Source organism: Enterococcus sp. AZ080 (assembly GCF_051714945.1).
In the GTDB taxonomy this organism is placed as follows: domain Bacteria; phylum Bacillota; class Bacilli; order Lactobacillales; family Enterococcaceae; genus Enterococcus_B; species Enterococcus_B pernyi.
Genome location: NZ_JBIOSV010000001.1, coordinates 1,164,839 through 1,184,441, shown reverse-complemented (window position 1 = coordinate 1,184,441; position 19,603 = coordinate 1,164,839). Strand labels below are relative to the sequence as shown.

The following is a 19,603-nucleotide window of genomic DNA, read 5'->3' as shown; positions in this document are numbered from 1 at the left end:
AACTATTCTCCTTTAATCCCAAATATTCGTTTTTTCGATTTCTTTCAATGTCGACTCGATATCTTCTGTCAAAATCGTGATGTGTCCCATCTTACGACCTTTTTTCGCTTGTTTCTTGCCATAGAAATGAAATTTCCAATCTTGTTTTTTCGCAATCAAATTGTAACTTTCTAATAGTTGTTCACCTAAAACGTTGACCATGACGGCATCACTTAACAATGGGACTTTTTTAGGTAAAGGCCAACCGCAAATCCCACGGATATGCGCATCAAATTGTGTCATTCCGCATGCTTCTAAGGTGTAATGTCCTGAATTGTGTGGACGCGGTGCCAATTCATTCACATACAATCCACCAGTCTTCGTCAAAAACATTTCGACGCCCAGTGCACCGGACAAACTCACTGCTTCAGCAATCACTTTAGCAATTCTTTCTGCCTCTTCGATCACATCCGCTGAAACAGTTGCTGGCGCAATCGTTTCATGGAGAATATTATTACAATGGATATTTTCAACAACTGGAAATGTCGTATATTGCCCTTGCCCATTGCCTGCGACCATGATCGATAGTTCTTTTTCAAATGGAATCCAAGCTTCTAATACGCAAGTTCCTTCTCTTAAAAGATCCATCGCAGGAGCTAAGTCCGCTCGACTCTTCAGTACATATTGCCCCTTACCGTCATATCCGCCACGAGTTGTTTTCAAGACACAAGGATAACCGATACCATCGATTGCATCTTGGATATCTGTGGGACTGACGATCGTTGCATGTGGAGCGATCACGATATTATTTGTTTCTAAAAATGATTTTTCTAGTAGACGATCTTGCGTGATCGCCAACAAATCTGTTCCTTGAGGAATAAATGACATCGGCAAAATCGCATTCAGTGCTTCCACACTCACATTCTCAAATTCGTAGGTGATAACCTCAGTTCGTCTTGCAAGTTCTTCTAGAGCAAACGTATCATCGTAGGAACTTTCAATGTGCCAGTCCGCTACTTGAGCAGCCGGACAATCATTCATCGGATCAAGCACACCGACTTTGAATCCCATCTCTTTTGCACTGATCGCCATCATGCGACCTAACTGTCCACCACCGACGATTCCGATCGTCGAGCCTGGTAATAATGGTTTAACCAAGTTGATCACTACTTTCTATTACAGATTCAACCGACATTGCGCGTCGTTTCGCTAATGCAGCCTCCAACTCTAAATCATACATTGAAAGCATCTGTATCGCAAGTAGACCGGCATTAATTGCGCCTGCTTTTCCAATCGCTGTCGTCGCCACAGGCACGCCGCCTGGCATTTGGACAATGGATAGCAAAGAATCCAATCCGTTCAATGTTCGACTTTGAACAGGAACACCAATAACCGGTAATGTCGTCTTTGCAGCAACCATCCCTGGTAAATGAGCTGCTCCTCCCGCACCTGCAATAATCACTTTTATACCTTTTTCTCGAGCTTCTTCTGCATACGAAAACATCAAATCTGGTGTTCGATGTGCTGAAACTACTTTCTTTTCAAAAGAAACGCCAAATTCTTCAATAATCTCACACGCATGTTTCATTGTCTCCCAATCCGAGATGCTCCCCATTATTACAGAAATTTTTGCAGCCATTCGTTTCTCCTCTCGATTCGTATTCACTTATATTTTATCAATCGCCCCTCTGTAAATCAAGATAAATTCGAATGAAAAATAGATAAAAAGGTTTATTGTTCGTCTTTAACAAATCAACTCTTGCTTGTTGAAATCAAGCTTTTTCTGGTCCAAATCATTTGTTTTTTTTTAAGGATATAACACTTTTTCTTCATGTATCCAAAATGCAGAGAGAATCTGTTCATGAATTTGCTACAATTAAAAAATTCGTCTGGGACATTCGTCTTCTCGCACCACCTAAAATCGAATAAACGGCAGGTACAAAAGTAAACTCTTCGAAAATAAGGCACCCTCCACAAAAATTTGAAAAACAAATTTCGTGGATGGCGCCTTATCTCTCTAAGCTAAAAAGGTCTCTACCTTATTCAGTTACTAGCTATGATTTATAAAAGTAATCTACATCATTACTTCAATGCTTCTTTAATGATTCTCTCGTCTTGTTTTAGTCCGTTAAAAACTAAGTTCAACACAATTGCTGTGATACTGCTCATAACGATCCCATTTCCTGTGAACATTTGAACTGTTTCAGGTAACTGGCTGAATAATTCGGGCATCAAATTGAAGCCTAAACCAAAACCAATCGACACTGCAGCAATCAATAAATTTTTGTCATTTGTAAAATCTACTTCTAATAACATCCGAATTCCTTGGATCGCCACCATTCCAAACATGACCAACATCCCGCCACCAAGGACTGGTTCAGGTATGATTTGAGCCACTGCGCCGATTTTAGGGAATAAGCCCAAGATGATCAAAAAGAAAGCGGAAAAGTAAATGGGTTTTCTTGTTTTGATTCCTGAAAGTTGTACCAACCCAACATTTTGCGAAAATCCTGTATAAGGAAATGTGTTAAAGATACCACCTAAGATGACGGCTAACCCCTCTGCTCGATAACCTTTTTTCAACTGCTCTTCCCCGACTTTTTTTCCAGTGATATCTCCTAAGGCAAAATAGACGCCTGTTGATTCTACCATACTTACCATTGAAATGATGATCATCAATAAGATCGACCAGATTTCAAATGTCGGTTTTCCAAAGTAAAAAGGTTGCGGTACGTGAAAAACAGGGGCTTGTCCAATTGCTCCTAGATCGATTCTACCTAAAAAGGCAGCTAAGATACTTCCACCGATCAAACCGATCAAAACCGCAATGGATCGAATGAACCCTTTGCCTAATAATTGCACACCAACGATCAGTAGGATCGTGACAAACGCTAATAATAAATTCGTCAGATCACCAAAGCCTGGAGCAGTTGCACTGCCGCCACCCATTTTTTCGATGGCTACTGGAATCAACGTCAAGCCAATCACTGTAATCACTGTTCCAGTAACAATCGGCGGAAATAGTTTTTTGATCTTTGAAAAGAAACCAGCAACTAGCACAACAAAAATCCCTGACGCGATGATCGAGCCATAGATCGCACCGACACCTTCTGTGCTACCGATCAAAATCAACGGCGCAACTGCTTGGATCGCACAACCTAAAACAACTGGTAAACCGATCCCGAAAAAGCGATTGACAGTTAATTGCAAGAGCGTCGCTAATCCACACATGAAAATATCGATTGAGATAAGATAAGTCATTTGTTCTTGATTAAATCCTAACCCCGTACCAATCAATAACGGTACAGCGACTGCTCCCGCATACATCGCTAATAAATGCTGTAACCCTAAGACAGCTGCTTTTCCATTTTGAGTTTCTTTCTCCACGCTTACGCATCCTCCTCAAGAAAATCTACTTGACCATCAGAAAGTGATGCTACGCGGGCAAGTGAGACCACTTTTAAGCCCATTTCTTCAAGAAGTTGACGACCGTCTTGGAAGGATTTTTCAATGACGATCCCGATTCCCTCAACACTCGTACCTGCTTGTTGGCACAATTCGATCAAACCTTTTGCCGCCTGACCATTCGCTAAAAAGTCATCAATGATCAATACTTTATCTTCAGAAGACAAGAATTTACGAGAAATCGATATCGTGCTTGTTACTTGTTTCGTAAATGAATAAACGGATGCCGTCAATAATTCTTCATCCATCGTCAAACTTTTGGCTTTTCTTGCAAAGATCATCGGTACACCGAGCTCTTTAGCCGCAAATAAAGCAGGGGCGATACCAGAAGCTTCAATTGTCACCACTTTAGTGATTCCTTGTTCTTTAAATACTTCCGCAAAACGTTGGCCCATTTGTTCCATCAACACTGGATCTACCTGATGGGTAACAAAACTATCTACTTTCAACACGCCTTCACCCAAGACTTGTCCATCTTTATTGATACGTTCAACTAATTCTCTCACTTTATTTACTCCTTTTCTTGCTAAATTCATGCCACTCAAAATAGAAAAAAACATCTCTACTGCTCATGTATAAGCAAAAAAGATGTTTCACTACTTTTTCACTTATAGTCCAACATTTACGGTGCTGGCTAGAAACTGTCATCCTTATTATGACGATATATAAGTTGTTCGATATTCGATTGATAAATGATATTTTTAGAAACAAAATATTTTAATTTTTAAACGATGAAAACAGTCTAACACTTGTTTCTGAAACTTACAACTATATTTCTTGTTTTTCTCATGAAGGATTTATCTTTAGATTAGACTTGATAAACCTCATAGTTTCATCCTAACAAACAAAATAGTATTTATGAAATAAAGCAACCAATCCCATAAAGGAAAAGGTTGCTAAAGCCAAGTTTATATCGATAACTATTATCTATGGTTGGTTGAATGATATTTATTTTCGTTTGGTACTCAATTGGTTTTCTCGATTTTTCGATACTTGTCCATTTTACGACTGAATAACTCTCCGCTACTAGGTGGTGTGTAGGTGATTGCATTGGCGCCAGCTTCAATCGTTTCTTTGATGCTTTCTTCCGTGGGACCTCCAGTCGCAATAATCGGTAATTCTGGGTACTTTTCTCGGAAAAAGCGAACAGTGTCTGCTGTATCTTTTCCCGCACTGATATTGATGATCGTAATGCCTGCTGCCAATTTTTCGTCGATTTCCGAGTATTTAGACGTGACTGTACTGATTACCGGTATATCAACCACTTGACAGACATCATGGACAGTCTCTACTGGTGTTGGACCATTCAAGACTACGCCTAATGATCCTTGTGCTTCTGCAAAAAGGCTCATATATGCCGAACGCATCCCTTGTGTCAAGCCACCACCGACACCTGAAAATACAGGGATATCCGCTGCTTCAATGATGCTTTTCGTAATCGCCGGATGGGGTGTAAAAGGATAAACTGCGATCACTGCATTTGCATTGGTGTTTCTGATGATCGCAATATCCGTGGTGAAGATAATCGAACGTATCAACTTGCCAAAAATTTTAATACCACTTGCTTCCATAATGACCTCTGGGACTCTCACGATATCCTTACGTAATTCTGTCATTATTTCTGGAACAAATAAATCTGCCATCCGTCCACTTCCGTTCTTTCCTGATTATTGATCGTATTGATTTAACTGGTAAGTTTCAATCACATGTATGATTTTATCAGCATATGTCGGATCTGTCGCATATCCTGCCGCCTGTAACGCATGAGCTGCTTCAATATAATTGGTCGCAGTGATCACATTCGCATACAATGCAGGATTCCAATCGACACCATTGACAAATAAAGCTGTGTGGTCATCCATTGATTGTTTCCACGAAGAATAGACTCGAAAGTCTCCTTGGATGGTGATCCATTCTTCATTGATATATTCTTTTGTTTCCAGATTGACTTTTTCTTCGTTCCCAAACGCTTTGATACCGAACAAGTTCTTATATTTACTGGCAAGCGTACTATTGCCCCAATCAGATTCAAGGATGGCTTGCCCAATAATGATACTTGGCAAAACGCCATAGCCTTGTTGTAGTTCTTTCGCATGTGGAACTAATGCGTTGATAAATTCCTGATGAGTCAGTGTTTCTTGTTGCTGTGCTTCCGTAGAGTAGGGCGATGACAAACTTCTCAAAGAAAAAACAAAAGCCATCATGATCAACATACTCCCTAAAACTACAGCAAACCAGCGATTATTTTTACGCCTTTGTTTTTTCCATTTGTTTTTTGCCATCTCTTATTCCTACTTTTCTTTTAGTTGGTCCAAGTACTCCTCCATCGTTAAATCGTTTGATGTGATATATTCTGCACTTTCTTTGCCTACATAACGCAGGTGCCAAGGTTCGTAAGTGATTTTTGTAATATCTTCTCGACCTTTTGGATAACGGATGATAAAGCCATATTTAGAGGCATTGTCCGCAAGCCATTTCGCACCTGGTTCGTCACCATATTTTTCATCCAATACAGTATTGGGATAATTGTTGTACCATGTTTCATCGACCACATCCACAGCTAAACCTGTATGGTGTTCACTGTAACCCGGTTCTGTCATAGTTTTTTTCGTAATCGCGGTCGCCTCTTCTTCAGTGACTCCCTGACTACTCATCACCTGTTGGACATTTTGAGCGAACACCTCTTGTTGTGTCGCAACTGAGCGATAAGCCGATACCATAACTAAAGGAAAGCCCGCAGCTTTAGCTGCGTTAGCCAGTTCTTCATAATCAGCTTTAATACGTTTGTCGATCAGATAGCCATTATCTAGCGCAGCCAATTGGTTGGCTTCATCGATTTCTGTCTCGATTTTATGATCAGGTCCTACCAATACTAGCGACCAATCATCCAACTTAACATCTGGCAAATCACTAGAGGTTGCTTTTTTTGTTGCTTTTTCTGTACTTTCTTCTGTCGCACTCGTCGTATTTGTTTGTTCTGTCTTTGAATTATCAGCTTGAGCTTTCGTATCCGTCCGACTCTCACTAACAACCAGATAGCCCATCGCAACAATCATAATCACGACTGAGATAACGCCTAAAATTTTATTCACGCAAAAAATCCTTTCATTCCCTTTCTGGTTCCACTTTCTCACTCACGTAAGTTTCTTCCAGATTTTCATTTACCCAATCTAACAACTCGATTTTCTCCCCTTCGATTTGCTTTTGAACTTCTGCTGGTAATCGAAAGTTCAAAATGTCATCATAACCCCACTCATCATATTGAATACTGACTTTCAAGTCAAGATATCCATTGACAATTTGATCATTTTTTAAAGGGAGCAACTCTACATTCGCACTGCCACTACTTACCCATTTCTGAGCAATACGTGTTTTGATTTGCTTATATTCGGCTACTGCAACGTTTCTTTTTTCAGGGAAAATAGTGGTTTGACGTAGAATTTTTTGCGTCAACATCCATTCATAGTCCGTAAAAAGATTTTTCACTTTTTGCATGACCTCGGATGGTAAGTTTTGTTCACCACGCTTCCAAGCTTGCCAAGTTGTTTCATCCACCAATAGATAAGTATCTAAGAAATTTTCTTCTGTTTCAAATTGTTCGAGTAAAACACTCATAATAAGATCAACGTATACTTGATGCATCGCAATCTCCTCCTCCTTCTTATTCTACTTAAATTAAGGTAAAAAATCATCTATTAGAACATTTCTTTCACCTTTTTTTAGAAAGCAATTCTTCAAAACGATTGGAAGTCCTTTTTTTGATATAATAATAGCGAAACCAAGAGTATTCAACTAAATACCCTTATATTAAATATATCACGTCAAGGAGAGATGAAAAATGAAAAAATACCAATGGGGCATTGTCGGTCTAGGATCGATTGCTAACGAATTTGCAGAAAACTTCGATCAAACATCAAGTGAATTGGTTGCTGTTGCATCACGAACTTTGGAAAAAGCACAGGATTTTGCTACACGCCATTCTATCAAAAAAGCGTATGGCGATTATCATGAAATGTTGCAAGATGCTGAAGTTGATATCGTGTATATCGCCGTTCCGAATCGTCAACATATCGACTATATCCTTTCTGCCTTGGAAGCTGGGAAACATGTCTTATGCGAAAAAGCCATCACGATGAATAAGGCAGAACTTCAACAAGCCATCCAATTAGCCGAACAAAAACAGCTGATCTTGGCAGAAGCGATGACGATTTTCAACATGCCTTTGTATCATCAACTTCGTTCAATGATCGATTCAGGCAAGTTAGGTGCATTAAAGATGATCCAAGCACCTTTTGGCAGTTACAAAGAACCTGATCCGACCAACCGCTTCTTCAACCCTGATTTAGCAGGTGGAGCATTACTTGACATTGGAACCTATGCTGTTTCATTTGCTCGATTCTTTTTGAGCTCACAACCGGAAGTCATCGCCTCTCGTATGATTCCATTTAAAACAGGTGTCGATGAACAATCTGTAACGATCTTGCAAAATAAAGAAAATGAACTAGCTACGATCAACCTGACCTTCCAAGCAAAAATGCCAAAAGTCGGAATCGTTGCTTTTGAAAATGGGTATATCTCGATCAATGATTATCCTAGAGCTGACCAAGCCGAAATCATGTATACTGACGGTACAAAAGAATTGATCGAAAGTGGCCATCGTGCGCAAGCAATGAATTATGAAATTGAAAATATGGTAAAAATGATCGAAGGAGAACTTCCAAACCGTTCCCTGTACTTAACCACCGAAGTGATTGCACTCTTAGATGATATGCAAGAGCATTGGAAGAATAACAAATAAACAAAATAAAAATAAGACGAAGCGAGAATGGTCTCCTCATCGCTTCGTCTTATTTGTTCACTTTTCCGCATCCACTATCATCTGCTGAGAAAATTCTACTTTTATTTCAATAAAACTTTTAAATGACTGTAAAAACTGAAACAATTCCGCACGATCCTCAAATTCACTTCGAGTAGTCGGCAATGGCATTTGACGATACATTCCATAGACCTCTTCGATCCGTGTCAATATTTCTTTGCCATCATTTGATTCAGAAAATGTCTCAGCTGTATAGATCAACAAGCCGTATATATGGTCGCTATAAGGCACTGGGTCCTGGATATAAGCTAAATTTTCTTGCATATCTTGGATCACATTGATCTGAGCCCGTCGCATAGAAAAATAGGTTTCATAGTATTGATTTTGTCTAAGCAAGTTATTCTCTTGGTGATTCCGTGCATATGCTTGACTTTCTCGAATATAAACTTGTAATTCTTTGCATAACCCTTGATTTTCGTAAGCTTCGCCAGAAAGCAAAAAGTCTGCCATATTCTTCAAAAGAAGACGAAATCGCTCTTCGATGATCATTTGATTTTCCTTTAAACGTTTTTTACTATCTGGCATATAGACATTAGATAACAAAGCAAAGCCTACACCAATGATCATCAAGGCTGCTTCGTTTGTGATCAATTGCCAACTCATACTTTGTTCACTAAGATAATGAGTGATCAAGACTGAGTTTACAACGATTCCTTCTGTCAATTTGAACCGCACGGCGATTGGAATAAAAAATAATAGAAAGACACTGAAACTGATGATTCGATAGCCCAAAAGTGTAAAACACATGTAGGCAATAAGCGTAGCGACAATAAATGCAGCGACTCGATAGATCCCAGTCATCAAGGTGGAGCGACGAGTATTCCCTACGCTTAACAACGCAATAATACCGGCAGATGGCCAGAATAATAAGGAAAAGTAGTTTGCAACCAACATGGAAGCAAATACACTGATGACCGTTTTTACCGTTCTCATTCCAATACGCATGATCGGCTCCTTTCTTTTTATTGAATTATACTAAATTCGTTCATGAAAAACTAGCAATCCAAGGTAAGTTTAGTTATGATATTGTAAAGAACGTAAAGGAGAGTATACTATGCAATTTGGACGCTTTCGACTTGGTATGCGTACAATGAAGAGTGCTTTAGCCGTTTTCTTATGTATTTTGATCTTTCATCTCTTTGATCGTGGCATTCCAATGATTGCTGCCCTATCTGCTGTTTTTTCCTTGCGCCAGGATTTGACTACGACCTTTTCTTTTGGTCGCTCGCGTATTATTGGCAATCTACTTGGTGGCGGATTAGGTATTTTCTATTTTTTTGTAAAAAGTTACTTCCACAATGATTTTTTAGTTGAACTGATCGTTCTCCCACTTTTAGTGATCATTGTGATCGTCTTATCTGACGGTATCAATAATAATTCTGGAATCATTGCTGCTATTGCAACATTATTACTGATCTCTTTAAGTATCCCTCAAGGAGAGTCAGCCTTCTATGCGATTGAGCGGGTTTTCGATACATTTATCGGGACATTTATTGCTATCGGTATCAATTTTTGCTTGCGTCCGCCAGAAGTTGAAAAAAAAGAAGAGATTGTCGAGGACTTAGAACAATTAAGAAAAAAAGAGCAGGCTTTACTTGAAAGTCTTGAAGAAGTAAAAGCACAGATCCGTGAGCAAAATGAAAATAAATAGCGAACCAACAAAAGACTCAAAGGACATGATCCTTTGAGTCTTTCTTAAGTTATTCTTTCGGTTCATTTGATCCTTCATAGACATTCAATTGTCTAGAATTTCCACGAGTGGAAAGATTCTCAATGATATCTTTGATGTCCAATCCAGTTGTTTCTTTCAACGTTTCTTGTGTCGTCGACAATAAGTTTGTCGCATAGCTTGTCACTCGATTGGCGCCACCTGCTTCACCTGAGGAGTTTCCTGTATCAACAACAGAGATTTTTTCGATATTGCCTAGCGGTTGTGCCGCTTCACGCATCAATTGAGGCAACATTTCGATCACCATGCTAAGCACAGCAGCTTCTCCATATTCTTTGAACGCATCTGCGATTTTTTGTTTTGCTTCTGCTTCCGCTTTCCCTTTTGCTAACGTGGCTTCTGCCTCGGCTTGTCCAGCTAAACGAGTTTGGTTGGCTTGGGCTTGGGCTAAGGCTTCGATTCTAAATTGTTCTGCTTCTGCCTCAGTCACTTCTTTGACTTTTTGTGCTTGGGCTTCTTGTTCTTTGGCGTAACGATCCGCATCGGCTTTTTTCTTCACTTCAGAATCGTATTGTTTTTCACGACGAATGATTTCTTTTTCTTCTAATTCGATTTGTTTTTGACGTTCGACGACTTTTACTTGCATCTCTTGTTCGATTACTTGTTGTTGTTCTCTGGCACTTTCTAAATTATACGCTTGGTCAGCTTTTGCTCGTGCCACATCTTGCTCCTGTTTATAGGCAGCTAATTTCAATTCTTTTTCTTTTAAAGATTCGGCGATCTCTGTTTGGCGTTGTAATTCTGCGGCTTGAGATTCTTTCTCTGCTTCCGCCTTTTTGATACGCGTTTCTTTTAGTGCTTCTGCTTCTGCAATATCTGCATCACGTTTGACTTGAGCAATCCGTGGTTTCCCCAAAGAATCCAAATAACCATTTTTATCACGGACTTCTTTGATCGTGAACGAAACAATGATCAAGCCCATTTTTGCTAGATCCACCGAGGCAACTTCTTGCACACTTTGGCTGAATTTGTCACGATTTTGGTAAATTTCTTCTACTGTCATCGAACCTAGGATCGACCGCAAATGACCTTCTAAGACTTCACGGGCTTCATTTTCAAGTTCTTCTCGCGTTTTCCCTAGAAATTGTTCCGCTGCTGTCGCAATTTCTTCGACAGAAGAACCGATCTTGATGATCGAAGTACCGTCACACATCACCGGCACACCCTGCTCTGTATAAACTTCTGGGGTAGACACGTCTAATTTGCTTGATAATAAACTGATGCGATTCGAACGTTGGAAAACTGGTAATACGAATGCACCTCCACCGCGGACGATTTTGATTTTATTGTTACTCTCGTCGGCATGGACATTTTTACTTCCCAAGTAACTACCACTGATGATCAATGCTTCGTCAGGCTTTGCCGTTTGGTACTTAGCGACAAAGACGATTAATAACATTAAAACGATCAACACTGCTAAAACAATTGCAACAAACACTCCAGATATTTCCATTTCTTCCACTCCTTTACATTTTCAACATACTTTCGTACGGTGTAACATAACAAACACGGTCTCTTACTTCAATGATCAAAACCTTTTCGCCACGTCCGATCATTTTCTCTTGGGGCGTATAAAAACAAGCAGGGCGACTGATTGAACCAGTAACACTTTTTAATTGGATTTCTCCCATTCCCTGGATCGGTATCGGGGTCACCACTGTCGCGATTTGACCTTCTAATGTTTTTTCAGAAGTTGATAGCGTCGATTCTGCGTGCTTCATCGGCATCAAGATATAAAAATTCAACAAAAAAACTAAAACGGTTGCAATAATCGCGCTGATCACGAAAATCACTAATGAGGACTGGTTGGTCAAGGATTCACCTAAATAACCTAATAAACTGGTAAAAGTCAACCAGGGAACGATCAGCATCGGATCAATAGGTCCATCGACATCAAAGACATCTCCAAAAATAACAAGTAACACTGCAACCCCAGCGCATATGAGTAAAACGTACCAGTAAATCGTGATGATTGCGATTCCTCCTATCATCTCATTCGCCTCCTTTGTGTACAAGATTATCATATCATACTAACCTATATAATTAACCTACTTTGGATAAAGTTTTCACTTTTAGTCCGCTTGGTTTTGGATTATACTAACAAAGGAGGTGAACGAATGAAAAATTTAAAAAAACTATGGGGTACATTGATCTCTATAGTTGTTTTTGGCGCAATTGGCTTTATCGGAATGGATCTATTGAATGTAGAACAACCGATCTCAAGTGATTACAGTGAATCTAGTTATACTGCTTCAATCGAGAGTGAAGCGGGAGTTTCTACTGACCAACGATCAAACATGAATACATATAGTATGGAATCTTCTGATAAACCAGTCGAAAGTACAAGCAAAAGTGAAGCTACTATCACAAGTAGTATACCTGACTCATCTGAGCCAAGAAACAACGGCTTACCTCAAGAAGAAGACTTAGCACCGACTGGAAACAATCCTGGGCCACAAGAATTAGGAACAGCTTCCTTTGATGTGGCTGAGCTCTCAACAAACAAAGGATGGATCGAGTATCATGAGCTTGATCGATTAGGACGTCCCACTGGTGCGGCTGCCTTATTGGAAAAATCAATGATCAATACAGGAACCAGCGCAAACCGTGACATCCGTCCTCCTGGATTTATTTCTGGACCCAGATATGATCATTCTCGCGGACATCTGATCGCTAAACAGTTCGGTGGTAGTGGCGACGACGAAAGAAATCTAGTTACTTTGTTTCAATTCCCAGTAAATGATCCTTACATGAACTACTATGAACTAAAAATCCGTAAGGCGTTGAATCATGGTGAAACTGTACGCTATCGTGTTACTCCACATTATGTTGGCGATGAACTCATCCCTGAAAGTGTCGAGTTAGAGGCAAAAGGAACAGGCAATAACCCAACGATTGATTTTACGGTATTGATACCAAATAAAAAGTAGGTGAAACGATTGTTTGAACAATTGAAGCAAAATCGTACATTAGAAGAAACACTCGCATGGCTGGAAGAAAACGAGCTGTTCGATTATGAGGAACTTGTGTTTTTCCCTTCTTACCAACATTTCAAAGCTAGTATTCTGCGAACAATCGATTATAACTCCCTGGATGAAGCGGAGGTCGCGAATCTCCTTTCATCCTTTCACTTGGTGGCTCGTACGATCGATGGTGATTATCTCTTAGCAAATGAAAAAACGGTTTGTTTGTTTCCTCGCTCTCACCAAAAAGAAGAAATCCAGCGATTTAATGGGAGTTTTGCCGATTTACTAATAAGATACGCAAACTCTTCGAAATCGATTGTCGAATTTTTTTAACTTTCTACTAACTAAGGTTGCTCGCATTAACAATGACAAACTGGGGCTTTATCTTTGAACATTTAACAAAAAACGTATCGCGTATGTTTAGGTATATAAAACAAAAAAACGTCCGAAATGATCATTCTCATTTCGGACGTTTTTACTAACTTATTTTATAAACTAGTTTCTTCTTCCAACGTTACTTGGGTTTAGTGTGAATAAAAAGCACCTAGTTACTTTGGTATCCTTCTATGTTTTTTTCAATAATATGAATGATCAAGCACCTACCCTGTAACTTCTAGCTGATAAAACATATTTTTCGATTTCTACTAAGAAGAATAAAAGTAATCCAGGTAAAAGACTGATGACGACTTCCGTACTTGATAGTAGGTTTGTTCCTAAAGCCATTCTTAATGGTGGGAACCAGATCATCGCAGCTTGAAGCAAAATCATGATCCCAATTGAATAAAACAATGCGGTATTTTTCCATAATCCTCTATCTAAACTAAATTCGCTGATCCTACGACAATTGATCATATAGAAGGCCTGACCAAACACCATCGCATTGATCAACACCGTCTGACGTGCATCGTTTGAGACATATTCCATCGCAGTTAAGCCTAAGATCGTCAAGATCATCCCTACATATAAAATGCGCACCAACGCATATCGTGACAAAATCCGTTCATTCAATGGTCGTGGTCGTCGACTCATCACTTGTTTTTCTGCCCGTTCAAATCCTAAAGCATAGGACAAGGTGATCGAAGCAACTAGATTCAACCATAGGATTTGCACAGTCGTCAAAGGTAATGGGGAGTTTCCGATCAATGAGAATAGTAACAATAATCCTTGCGCCAAACATGTTGGTAAATAAAAGAGAATCGTTTTCTTCAAGTTGTCGAATATCCGACGTCCTTCTTTGACTGCATAAGCGATCGTCTCAAAATTATCATCGACTAAAACCATATCTGCTGCTTGCTTACTAACATCGCTCCCTTTGATTCCCATAGCAATCCCGACGTCAGCTTTTTTCAATGCTGGTGCATCATTTACACCATCGCCGGTCATCCCAACAATTTCACCTTGCGCTTGCAGATAAGAAACGATTGCCAATTTGTGTTCTGGTGTCGTTCGCGCAAATACATCGTTTTCACTTACTGCGCGTTGCCATTGTTGCTCTGACAGTTGATTCAGCTCTTTTCCTGTGATTGCTGTTTGATGATTTTGCAATCCTAGTTGTTTTGCGATGGCTTTCGCTGTCAGTGGATGATCGCCTGTGATCATTTTGACACGTATTCCAGCTTGTTGCATTGATTTCACTGCTTCGATTGCTGACTCTTTTGGTGGGTCGATCACACCGCATAAGCCAATCATCGTCAATGCTTCATCTAGTGCATCATGAGATAAGTCTTCATCGCCGATTTCTTTCATCGCAAAAGCTAACACACGTTGCCCTTGGCTCGCTAAATCTTCATTTTTCTTATGCCAACGTTTTTTATCGATCGACTGGCTCATACCTCTAGCATCCATTTGTTGTCCCGCTTTTTCGATCAATACATCCGGTGCACCTTTTACGAACAAGATATTTTTCCCATTGATCTCATGAACAGTCCCCATGTATTTATACGTTGAATCAAAAGGAATTTTGGCAATAGGTGAATGGATTATTGCCTGTTGCGTATTTGTATAACGTAATAATGCAAGTTCTGTTGCATTTCCCGTTTCAGGACAATCCCCATCTGCTAATTGTGTTTCTTGACAATTATGCATTGCTTGTAACAAATATTCTTCGACTTTTGTATGTGCTACTTGTGCAAATGATTCAGGCGTATACCAATCATTTAGTGTCGCTATATGAACTAAAGACATTTCATTTTTTGTCAATGTCCCTGTCTTATCTGAACAAATAACCGTCATCGCACCTAAGGTTTCTACTGTAGGCAATGTTTTTACAATGGCATTCTTCTTTGCCATTCGATTCACGCCAATCGACAAAATGATCGTTAAAATCGACGGCAGGCCTTCTGGAATCGAAGAAACGATCAAAGCAATGATCGCCGTAGCGATATAGCCCCATGTCATACCATAATAAAAATACGAAACAAGAGCAATTAACAAAATCAACGCACTGATTCCTTTAAATATACTTGTATTCATTTCCTTGATTTTCTTCAATAACGGGGTTTCTTGTTCTTCAACAGTTGATAAAGAATGACTGATTTTACCGATTTGAGTATTCGAACCTACTTCAACAACGACACCTAATCCATTGCCAGATTCAACTTTAGTGCCCGAAAAAGCCATATTTACTTGTTCAGCTAATTCTGTATTTTCAGGTAAGCTATCAACAGTTTTGCTGACAGAATGTGTTTCTCCTGTTAAAATCGCCTCATCCACTTGTAAATTGAATGATTCGATGATCCGAACATCTGCTGGTACGATATCTCCAGCAGTCAAGACTACTTGATCGCCGACGACCAAGTCTGCCGGATCGATCTCTCGTTTTTTTCCATCTTCTAAAATCACTGCTTTATCACTCAATAATCCTTTGATACTATCTAAAGAAGAAGCTGCTTTTCGTTCTTGGAAGTACCCGATCATCGCATTTAGAAAAACAACTAAAAAGATCATGCCACCTTCCATCAATGCACCAGTTGCAACTTTCAATATCGCTGCCCCTAATAAGATGTACATCAACGCATCATGGAAATAAGATAAGAATTTTTGCCATTCTGGTGTTTGATCTTTTTCTTCCATTTTATTTTTTCCATATTTTTTTTGACGTTCCAGCCGATCACTCTCTGTGATATATTCTGTGACTTGAACTTGTTTGATTGTTTCTTCCGTTGACTTGTTATACCATTCCATACTTTTTCTCCTCCAACACTAACTAATCTATAATCAGCTTACAGGTTAGAGTAACTCTAAGGTCAAGGGTTTCGTGTAAATAATTTAAAAATACTCGCTTTTTTGAATCAACTAATAGTAAAATGAGGAACAGATATAAAGTATAAATAAATCAAACGGAAGTGAATCGATTGAAAATCAATGAATTAGCAAAATTATATGATATTACCCCACATACTTTACGTTACTATGAAAAAATCGGTTTGATCCAACCAGATTATGACGATAACGGTTATCGAAATTATTCGTACAAAGAATTAGAACAACTAAATACGATTCGCGATCTGCGATATTTTGATGTTTCTTTGCCTGAGATCGTCGAATATCTGAATAATAAAAATATCGATCGAACAAAAGAACTTTTACGATTTGAAATTGATTCTTTGCATCGTTTGATTGCAGAATCAAAAGAAAAAATCTCCTTATTAGATGATCGCTTACAGTTGATCTATGAAGTAGAAGATACTCCATTCAATCAACCGATCGTGATGGAACATCAATTACGTCAAGTAATCAAAGACGATGAAATGACGACTAGCGATGATGTCGATTACGCATTGAAACAGCTGCATAAAAAACATGAGAAACAACTCAGTGCCAACAATCAAAATTTATTTGGAAGTATCTTACATGAAGAGTCAGAGTCTTTTGCCTATCAAGTCTTTTATTTCTATCCAGAAACTGCCTCTTTGATCAATGAGGTGTCCACGTTACCATCCGGGAAATACTTGGCCTACACTTACCAAGGAGCCTATGAGCAACAAGTCACAGGCATTCAAGAAATGAAAAAATATGCACAAACACATCAACTAGAATTAAAGAGTCCATTTTATGAACTCTATCTCGTAGATTTCCATGAAACCAATGACCAGAATGAATTTATTACACGCTTAGAAGTATTGATCCAGTAACCAACTATTTATCTAAAAAACACCACAAAAAAACAGCCAAAAGAGAGTAAAGCTACGAGTTGCTTCTTCCTTTTGGCTGTTCATTTATTCTTTTTTACGCATGATAACGTTCAATACCATCTAAATAAGTGGCATCTAAGGTCATGTCAGGATTCAAGACGATGAAATCAGCATCTCTTCCTTTAGCAATCTTTCCACATGTATCGTCGATCTTACAGCTAACTGCAGGAACGTACGTAGCCATCATGATGGCTTGTTCTGGTGTAGCTAAGCCCCAATCTACGACATTTTTGATTGCTTCTTTTAATCTTAGAATACTTCCAGCTAGATTTCCAGATTCTAAACGAGCTGTTCCATCTTTTACGACTACTGGGAACTCACCTAAATTGTAATTACCATCAGGCATCCCCCCAGCCATCATGCAATCCGTGATCAAAGCCACATGTTCATGTCCTGCTTTTTCCATCAGGATCTGTGCTGCATTTGGATGGACATGGTGACCGTCACAAATCAACTCAGAAAATACGTGATCCAATGATAATAATGCGCCGACCATACCTGGCTCACGATGGTTCAAGCCACGCATCCCGTTAAACGCATGAACAAACACGCTTGCACCTGCTTCAACAGCTGCTTGTGCTTCATTGATCGTTGCATTACTATGACCTAAAGCAACTACAACGCCTTCATCTGTCACTTGTTTTACAAATTCTTCGGCACCTGCGCGTTCTGGTGCTAATGCGATTTTTTTGATCAATCCGCCTGAAGCTTCTTGCCATTCATTGAAGACTGCCAAATCAGGGTCGCCAAAATAACTTGGGTTTTGCGCGCCTTTATGCTCTTCTGTAAAGAATGGTCCTTCAAAATAGATCCCTTTGATTTTAGCGCCAGGAGCTTCATGGTACATTTTTCCGATCGTCTCTGCCACATCTCTTAGACGTTCTTTACTAGAGGTTAATGTTGTAGGTAAAAAGGCAGTTACCCCACAAGATAACAGACCTTCTGACATAGCTTTGATTCCTTCTGCGTCATTATCCATAACATCGTGATTCATAAACCCATGAATATGTGTGTCTACAAGTCCAGGGGCGATCCATTTACCGCTTTGATCAATGATCGTTACTTCACCAACTGGTTTTTCTGAAAGATATTCGCCAAAAAGCCCATCAGTGATTTCAAGATATCCAGCGTTTTTCACACCAGATGCTAAAAAGAATTTGTCAGCATAGATATAAGTTCTCATTCTATTCTCTCCTTTGATGATCTACCTTTAAATTACTCTTATTTACGAAAGAAGTCAAGAATGGTCTACACCATTTATATACTTTTAGCAATCTTTTTTACTGCTTGAGCTAATTCTTCATAAAACAATGCTTTTGACAGTTCATTTTGCTGTTTGTAGATCAAACTTTTTAGAATAAATAAATCATTTAAATAATAATAGCTATTTTTTTCTTGTGCCCAACGAATCCCTTGATTCACTTGTTCAAGGGCTGCTTGGCGTTCTCCTTGATGAAATAGAAAACTACCATAATTATAAAAAATCTGGGTCAATTCGCTTTTGTTGTGCTCGTTGATCGTATCATGTAAGAGTTGGACGCTACGACTTAAATAATATCTTGCTTCTGTACTTCTCCCTGCAACCCCATAGACTTTACCAATACAGCTGATCAATTGGATCTCTATATCACAGACATGTGTCCGATCTTTTTGGCTGGAGTAAGTCAATGCTTCTTTCAAGTAACTAAGTGCCTTTACTAGGTTTTTCCTTAATGTAAATTCACAAACACCTAAATAATAATAATACCGTTGAAAATCCTCAGCTGAATAGAGATTCTCTGTCACCTTCGCTGATTTTAGTTCTTGTTCTAATTTACGATAATCTCTTTTTAAAAAGTAAAGATCCAGAAGATCAAACTGTCTAGTTGCTGCTCGAATCTTGTCCTTGGATAAGTTCATTACATAATCGATCGTTACACCAAGCCTGTGACAGATCTGAGCCATCACTAATACATTTGGTAACTCTTCGTTATTTTCGATTCTACTCAGCACACTTTGAGAACAAATGCCTTGTGAAAGCATTTGTTGAGTCATTTTTTGTTCTTTTCGGATTTCTTTGATGATCGTACCAAAGGAATCGACTAATGCTTCCATAAGTATCCCCCTCTCAAAAAAATATGCGTATTCGCATGACTACATGTATTGTACTTGACTACTTTGTAAACTTCAAGAAAAGTCCAATAGCAACGAATCATTTTTCAAAAATTGACATTAAAAAAACGCCTCGGTATCGGGACGGCTTTTAGGTGAAGTCGTATTTACTTTATAAAAAAATTTGCCAATCACATCGTTTTTACTACTCGTTGGCTCTTACTCGAAACTGGTTATTTGCAGGTGTCAAATGAGAATAAAACTCAGACAAAAACGGTTGATTTAGTGAAGTAAGCAAATGCCC

The 19,603-nt window shown here is 39.1% G+C and carries 19 protein-coding genes and 1 riboswitch; of the genes, 5 read left to right on the top strand and 14 right to left on the bottom strand.

Going from position 1 to position 19,603, the window contains the following annotated elements; translation table 11 throughout:
- Positions 1-12: 12 nt before the first annotated feature.
- The 8 genes from purK to IGK01_RS05555 all read right to left on the bottom strand — a co-directional run bounded on the left by purK (position 13) and on the right by IGK01_RS05555 (position 7,086).
- On the bottom strand, positions 13-1,137 hold the full coding sequence (purK, locus tag IGK01_RS05590; protein WP_010735687.1) for a 5-(carboxyamino)imidazole ribonucleotide synthase: 1,125 nt from the start codon (positions 1,135-1,137) through the stop codon (positions 13-15).
- Entirely contained in the window at positions 1,130-1,618 is a 489-nt protein-coding gene (gene purE, locus IGK01_RS05585; protein WP_010735688.1) for a 5-(carboxyamino)imidazole ribonucleotide mutase, read from the bottom strand. The genes purK and purE overlap by 8 nt, the downstream gene beginning before the upstream one ends.
- A 443-nt stretch (positions 1,619-2,061) precedes the next feature.
- Entirely contained in the window at positions 2,062-3,366 is a 1,305-nt protein-coding gene (locus tag IGK01_RS05580; RefSeq protein ID WP_019723457.1) for a nucleobase:cation symporter-2 family protein, read from the bottom strand.
- Between the two features lie 2 nt (positions 3,367-3,368).
- Positions 3,369-3,950 carry a xanthine phosphoribosyltransferase gene (locus IGK01_RS05575; RefSeq protein WP_438747887.1) on the bottom strand — a complete coding sequence of 194 codons (582 nt, stop codon included), beginning with the start codon at positions 3,948-3,950 and terminating at the stop codon, positions 3,369-3,371.
- A gap of 85 nt (positions 3,951-4,035) precedes the next feature.
- Positions 4,036-4,133, bottom strand: a riboswitch (purine riboswitch).
- A 276-nt stretch (positions 4,134-4,409) separates the two neighbouring features.
- Entirely contained in the window at positions 4,410-5,087 is a 678-nt protein-coding gene (locus IGK01_RS05570; protein ID WP_010735691.1) for a hypothetical protein, read from the bottom strand.
- A gap of 24 nt (positions 5,088-5,111) precedes the next feature.
- The gene (locus tag IGK01_RS05565; RefSeq protein ID WP_023519513.1) at positions 5,112-5,726 is read right to left on the bottom strand and encodes a glycoside hydrolase family 73 protein; all 615 of its coding nucleotides are present in this window, start codon (positions 5,724-5,726) and stop codon (positions 5,112-5,114) included.
- Positions 5,727-5,735: 9 nt separating this feature from the next.
- Positions 5,736-6,536: a M15 family metallopeptidase gene (locus IGK01_RS05560; protein WP_019723460.1), complete on the bottom strand. Its 801-nt coding sequence runs from the start codon at positions 6,534-6,536 to the stop codon at positions 5,736-5,738.
- 13 nt (positions 6,537-6,549) lie between these two features.
- Positions 6,550-7,086, bottom strand: coding sequence for a hypothetical protein (locus IGK01_RS05555; protein ID WP_438840549.1), 537 nt, complete (start codon positions 7,084-7,086; stop codon positions 6,550-6,552).
- A gap of 196 nt (positions 7,087-7,282) precedes the next feature.
- On the opposite strand from IGK01_RS05555, the gene IGK01_RS05550 reads away from it, so the two are divergent.
- Complete coding sequence (locus IGK01_RS05550) at positions 7,283-8,242, top strand: Gfo/Idh/MocA family protein (protein ID WP_438840548.1); 960 nt, start codon at positions 7,283-7,285, stop codon at positions 8,240-8,242.
- A 57-nt stretch (positions 8,243-8,299) separates the two neighbouring features.
- Here IGK01_RS05550 and IGK01_RS05545 read toward each other — a convergent pair whose 3' ends face one another.
- Positions 8,300-9,265 (bottom strand): aromatic acid exporter family protein, encoded by a 966-nt coding sequence (locus IGK01_RS05545; RefSeq protein WP_023519510.1) that lies wholly within the window; start codon positions 9,263-9,265, stop codon positions 8,300-8,302.
- 109 nt (positions 9,266-9,374) lie between these two features.
- Between IGK01_RS05545 and IGK01_RS05540 the strand changes: the two genes are divergently transcribed.
- Positions 9,375-9,971, top strand: coding sequence for an FUSC family protein (locus tag IGK01_RS05540; protein WP_010735697.1), 597 nt, complete (start codon positions 9,375-9,377; stop codon positions 9,969-9,971).
- Between the two features lie 49 nt (positions 9,972-10,020).
- Here the strand turns inward: IGK01_RS05540 and IGK01_RS05535 are convergent, their stop codons facing one another.
- Positions 10,021-11,502, bottom strand: coding sequence for a flotillin family protein (locus IGK01_RS05535; RefSeq protein WP_019723963.1), 1,482 nt, complete (start codon positions 11,500-11,502; stop codon positions 10,021-10,023).
- Positions 11,503-11,515: 13 nt separating this feature from the next.
- Positions 11,516-12,040: an NfeD family protein gene (locus IGK01_RS05530; RefSeq protein ID WP_438840547.1), complete on the bottom strand. Its 525-nt coding sequence runs from the start codon at positions 12,038-12,040 to the stop codon at positions 11,516-11,518.
- A gap of 126 nt (positions 12,041-12,166) precedes the next feature.
- On the opposite strand from IGK01_RS05530, the gene IGK01_RS05525 reads away from it, so the two are divergent.
- Positions 12,167-12,979, top strand: a complete 813-nt coding sequence (locus IGK01_RS05525; protein WP_349520274.1) for a DNA/RNA non-specific endonuclease — start codon at positions 12,167-12,169, stop codon at positions 12,977-12,979.
- A 9-nt stretch (positions 12,980-12,988) separates the two neighbouring features.
- Positions 12,989-13,348, top strand: coding sequence for a hypothetical protein (locus IGK01_RS05520; protein WP_023519508.1), 360 nt, complete (start codon positions 12,989-12,991; stop codon positions 13,346-13,348).
- Between the two features lie 258 nt (positions 13,349-13,606).
- Here IGK01_RS05520 and IGK01_RS05515 read toward each other — a convergent pair whose 3' ends face one another.
- Entirely contained in the window at positions 13,607-16,198 is a 2,592-nt protein-coding gene (locus IGK01_RS05515; protein ID WP_137072310.1) for an HAD-IC family P-type ATPase, read from the bottom strand.
- A 161-nt stretch (positions 16,199-16,359) separates the two neighbouring features.
- On the opposite strand from IGK01_RS05515, the gene IGK01_RS05510 reads away from it, so the two are divergent.
- On the top strand, positions 16,360-17,148 hold the full coding sequence (locus IGK01_RS05510; protein ID WP_232092493.1) for a MerR family transcriptional regulator: 789 nt from the start codon (positions 16,360-16,362) through the stop codon (positions 17,146-17,148).
- Positions 17,149-17,242: 94 nt separating this feature from the next.
- On the opposite strand, the gene nagA is transcribed toward IGK01_RS05510, so the two are convergent.
- Complete coding sequence (gene nagA / locus IGK01_RS05505) at positions 17,243-18,391, bottom strand: N-acetylglucosamine-6-phosphate deacetylase (protein ID WP_349520267.1); 1,149 nt, start codon at positions 18,389-18,391, stop codon at positions 17,243-17,245.
- Positions 18,392-18,465: 74 nt separating this feature from the next.
- On the bottom strand, positions 18,466-19,302 hold the full coding sequence (locus tag IGK01_RS05500; protein ID WP_010735706.1) for a helix-turn-helix domain-containing protein: 837 nt from the start codon (positions 19,300-19,302) through the stop codon (positions 18,466-18,468).
- Positions 19,303-19,603 lie beyond the last annotated feature (301 nt).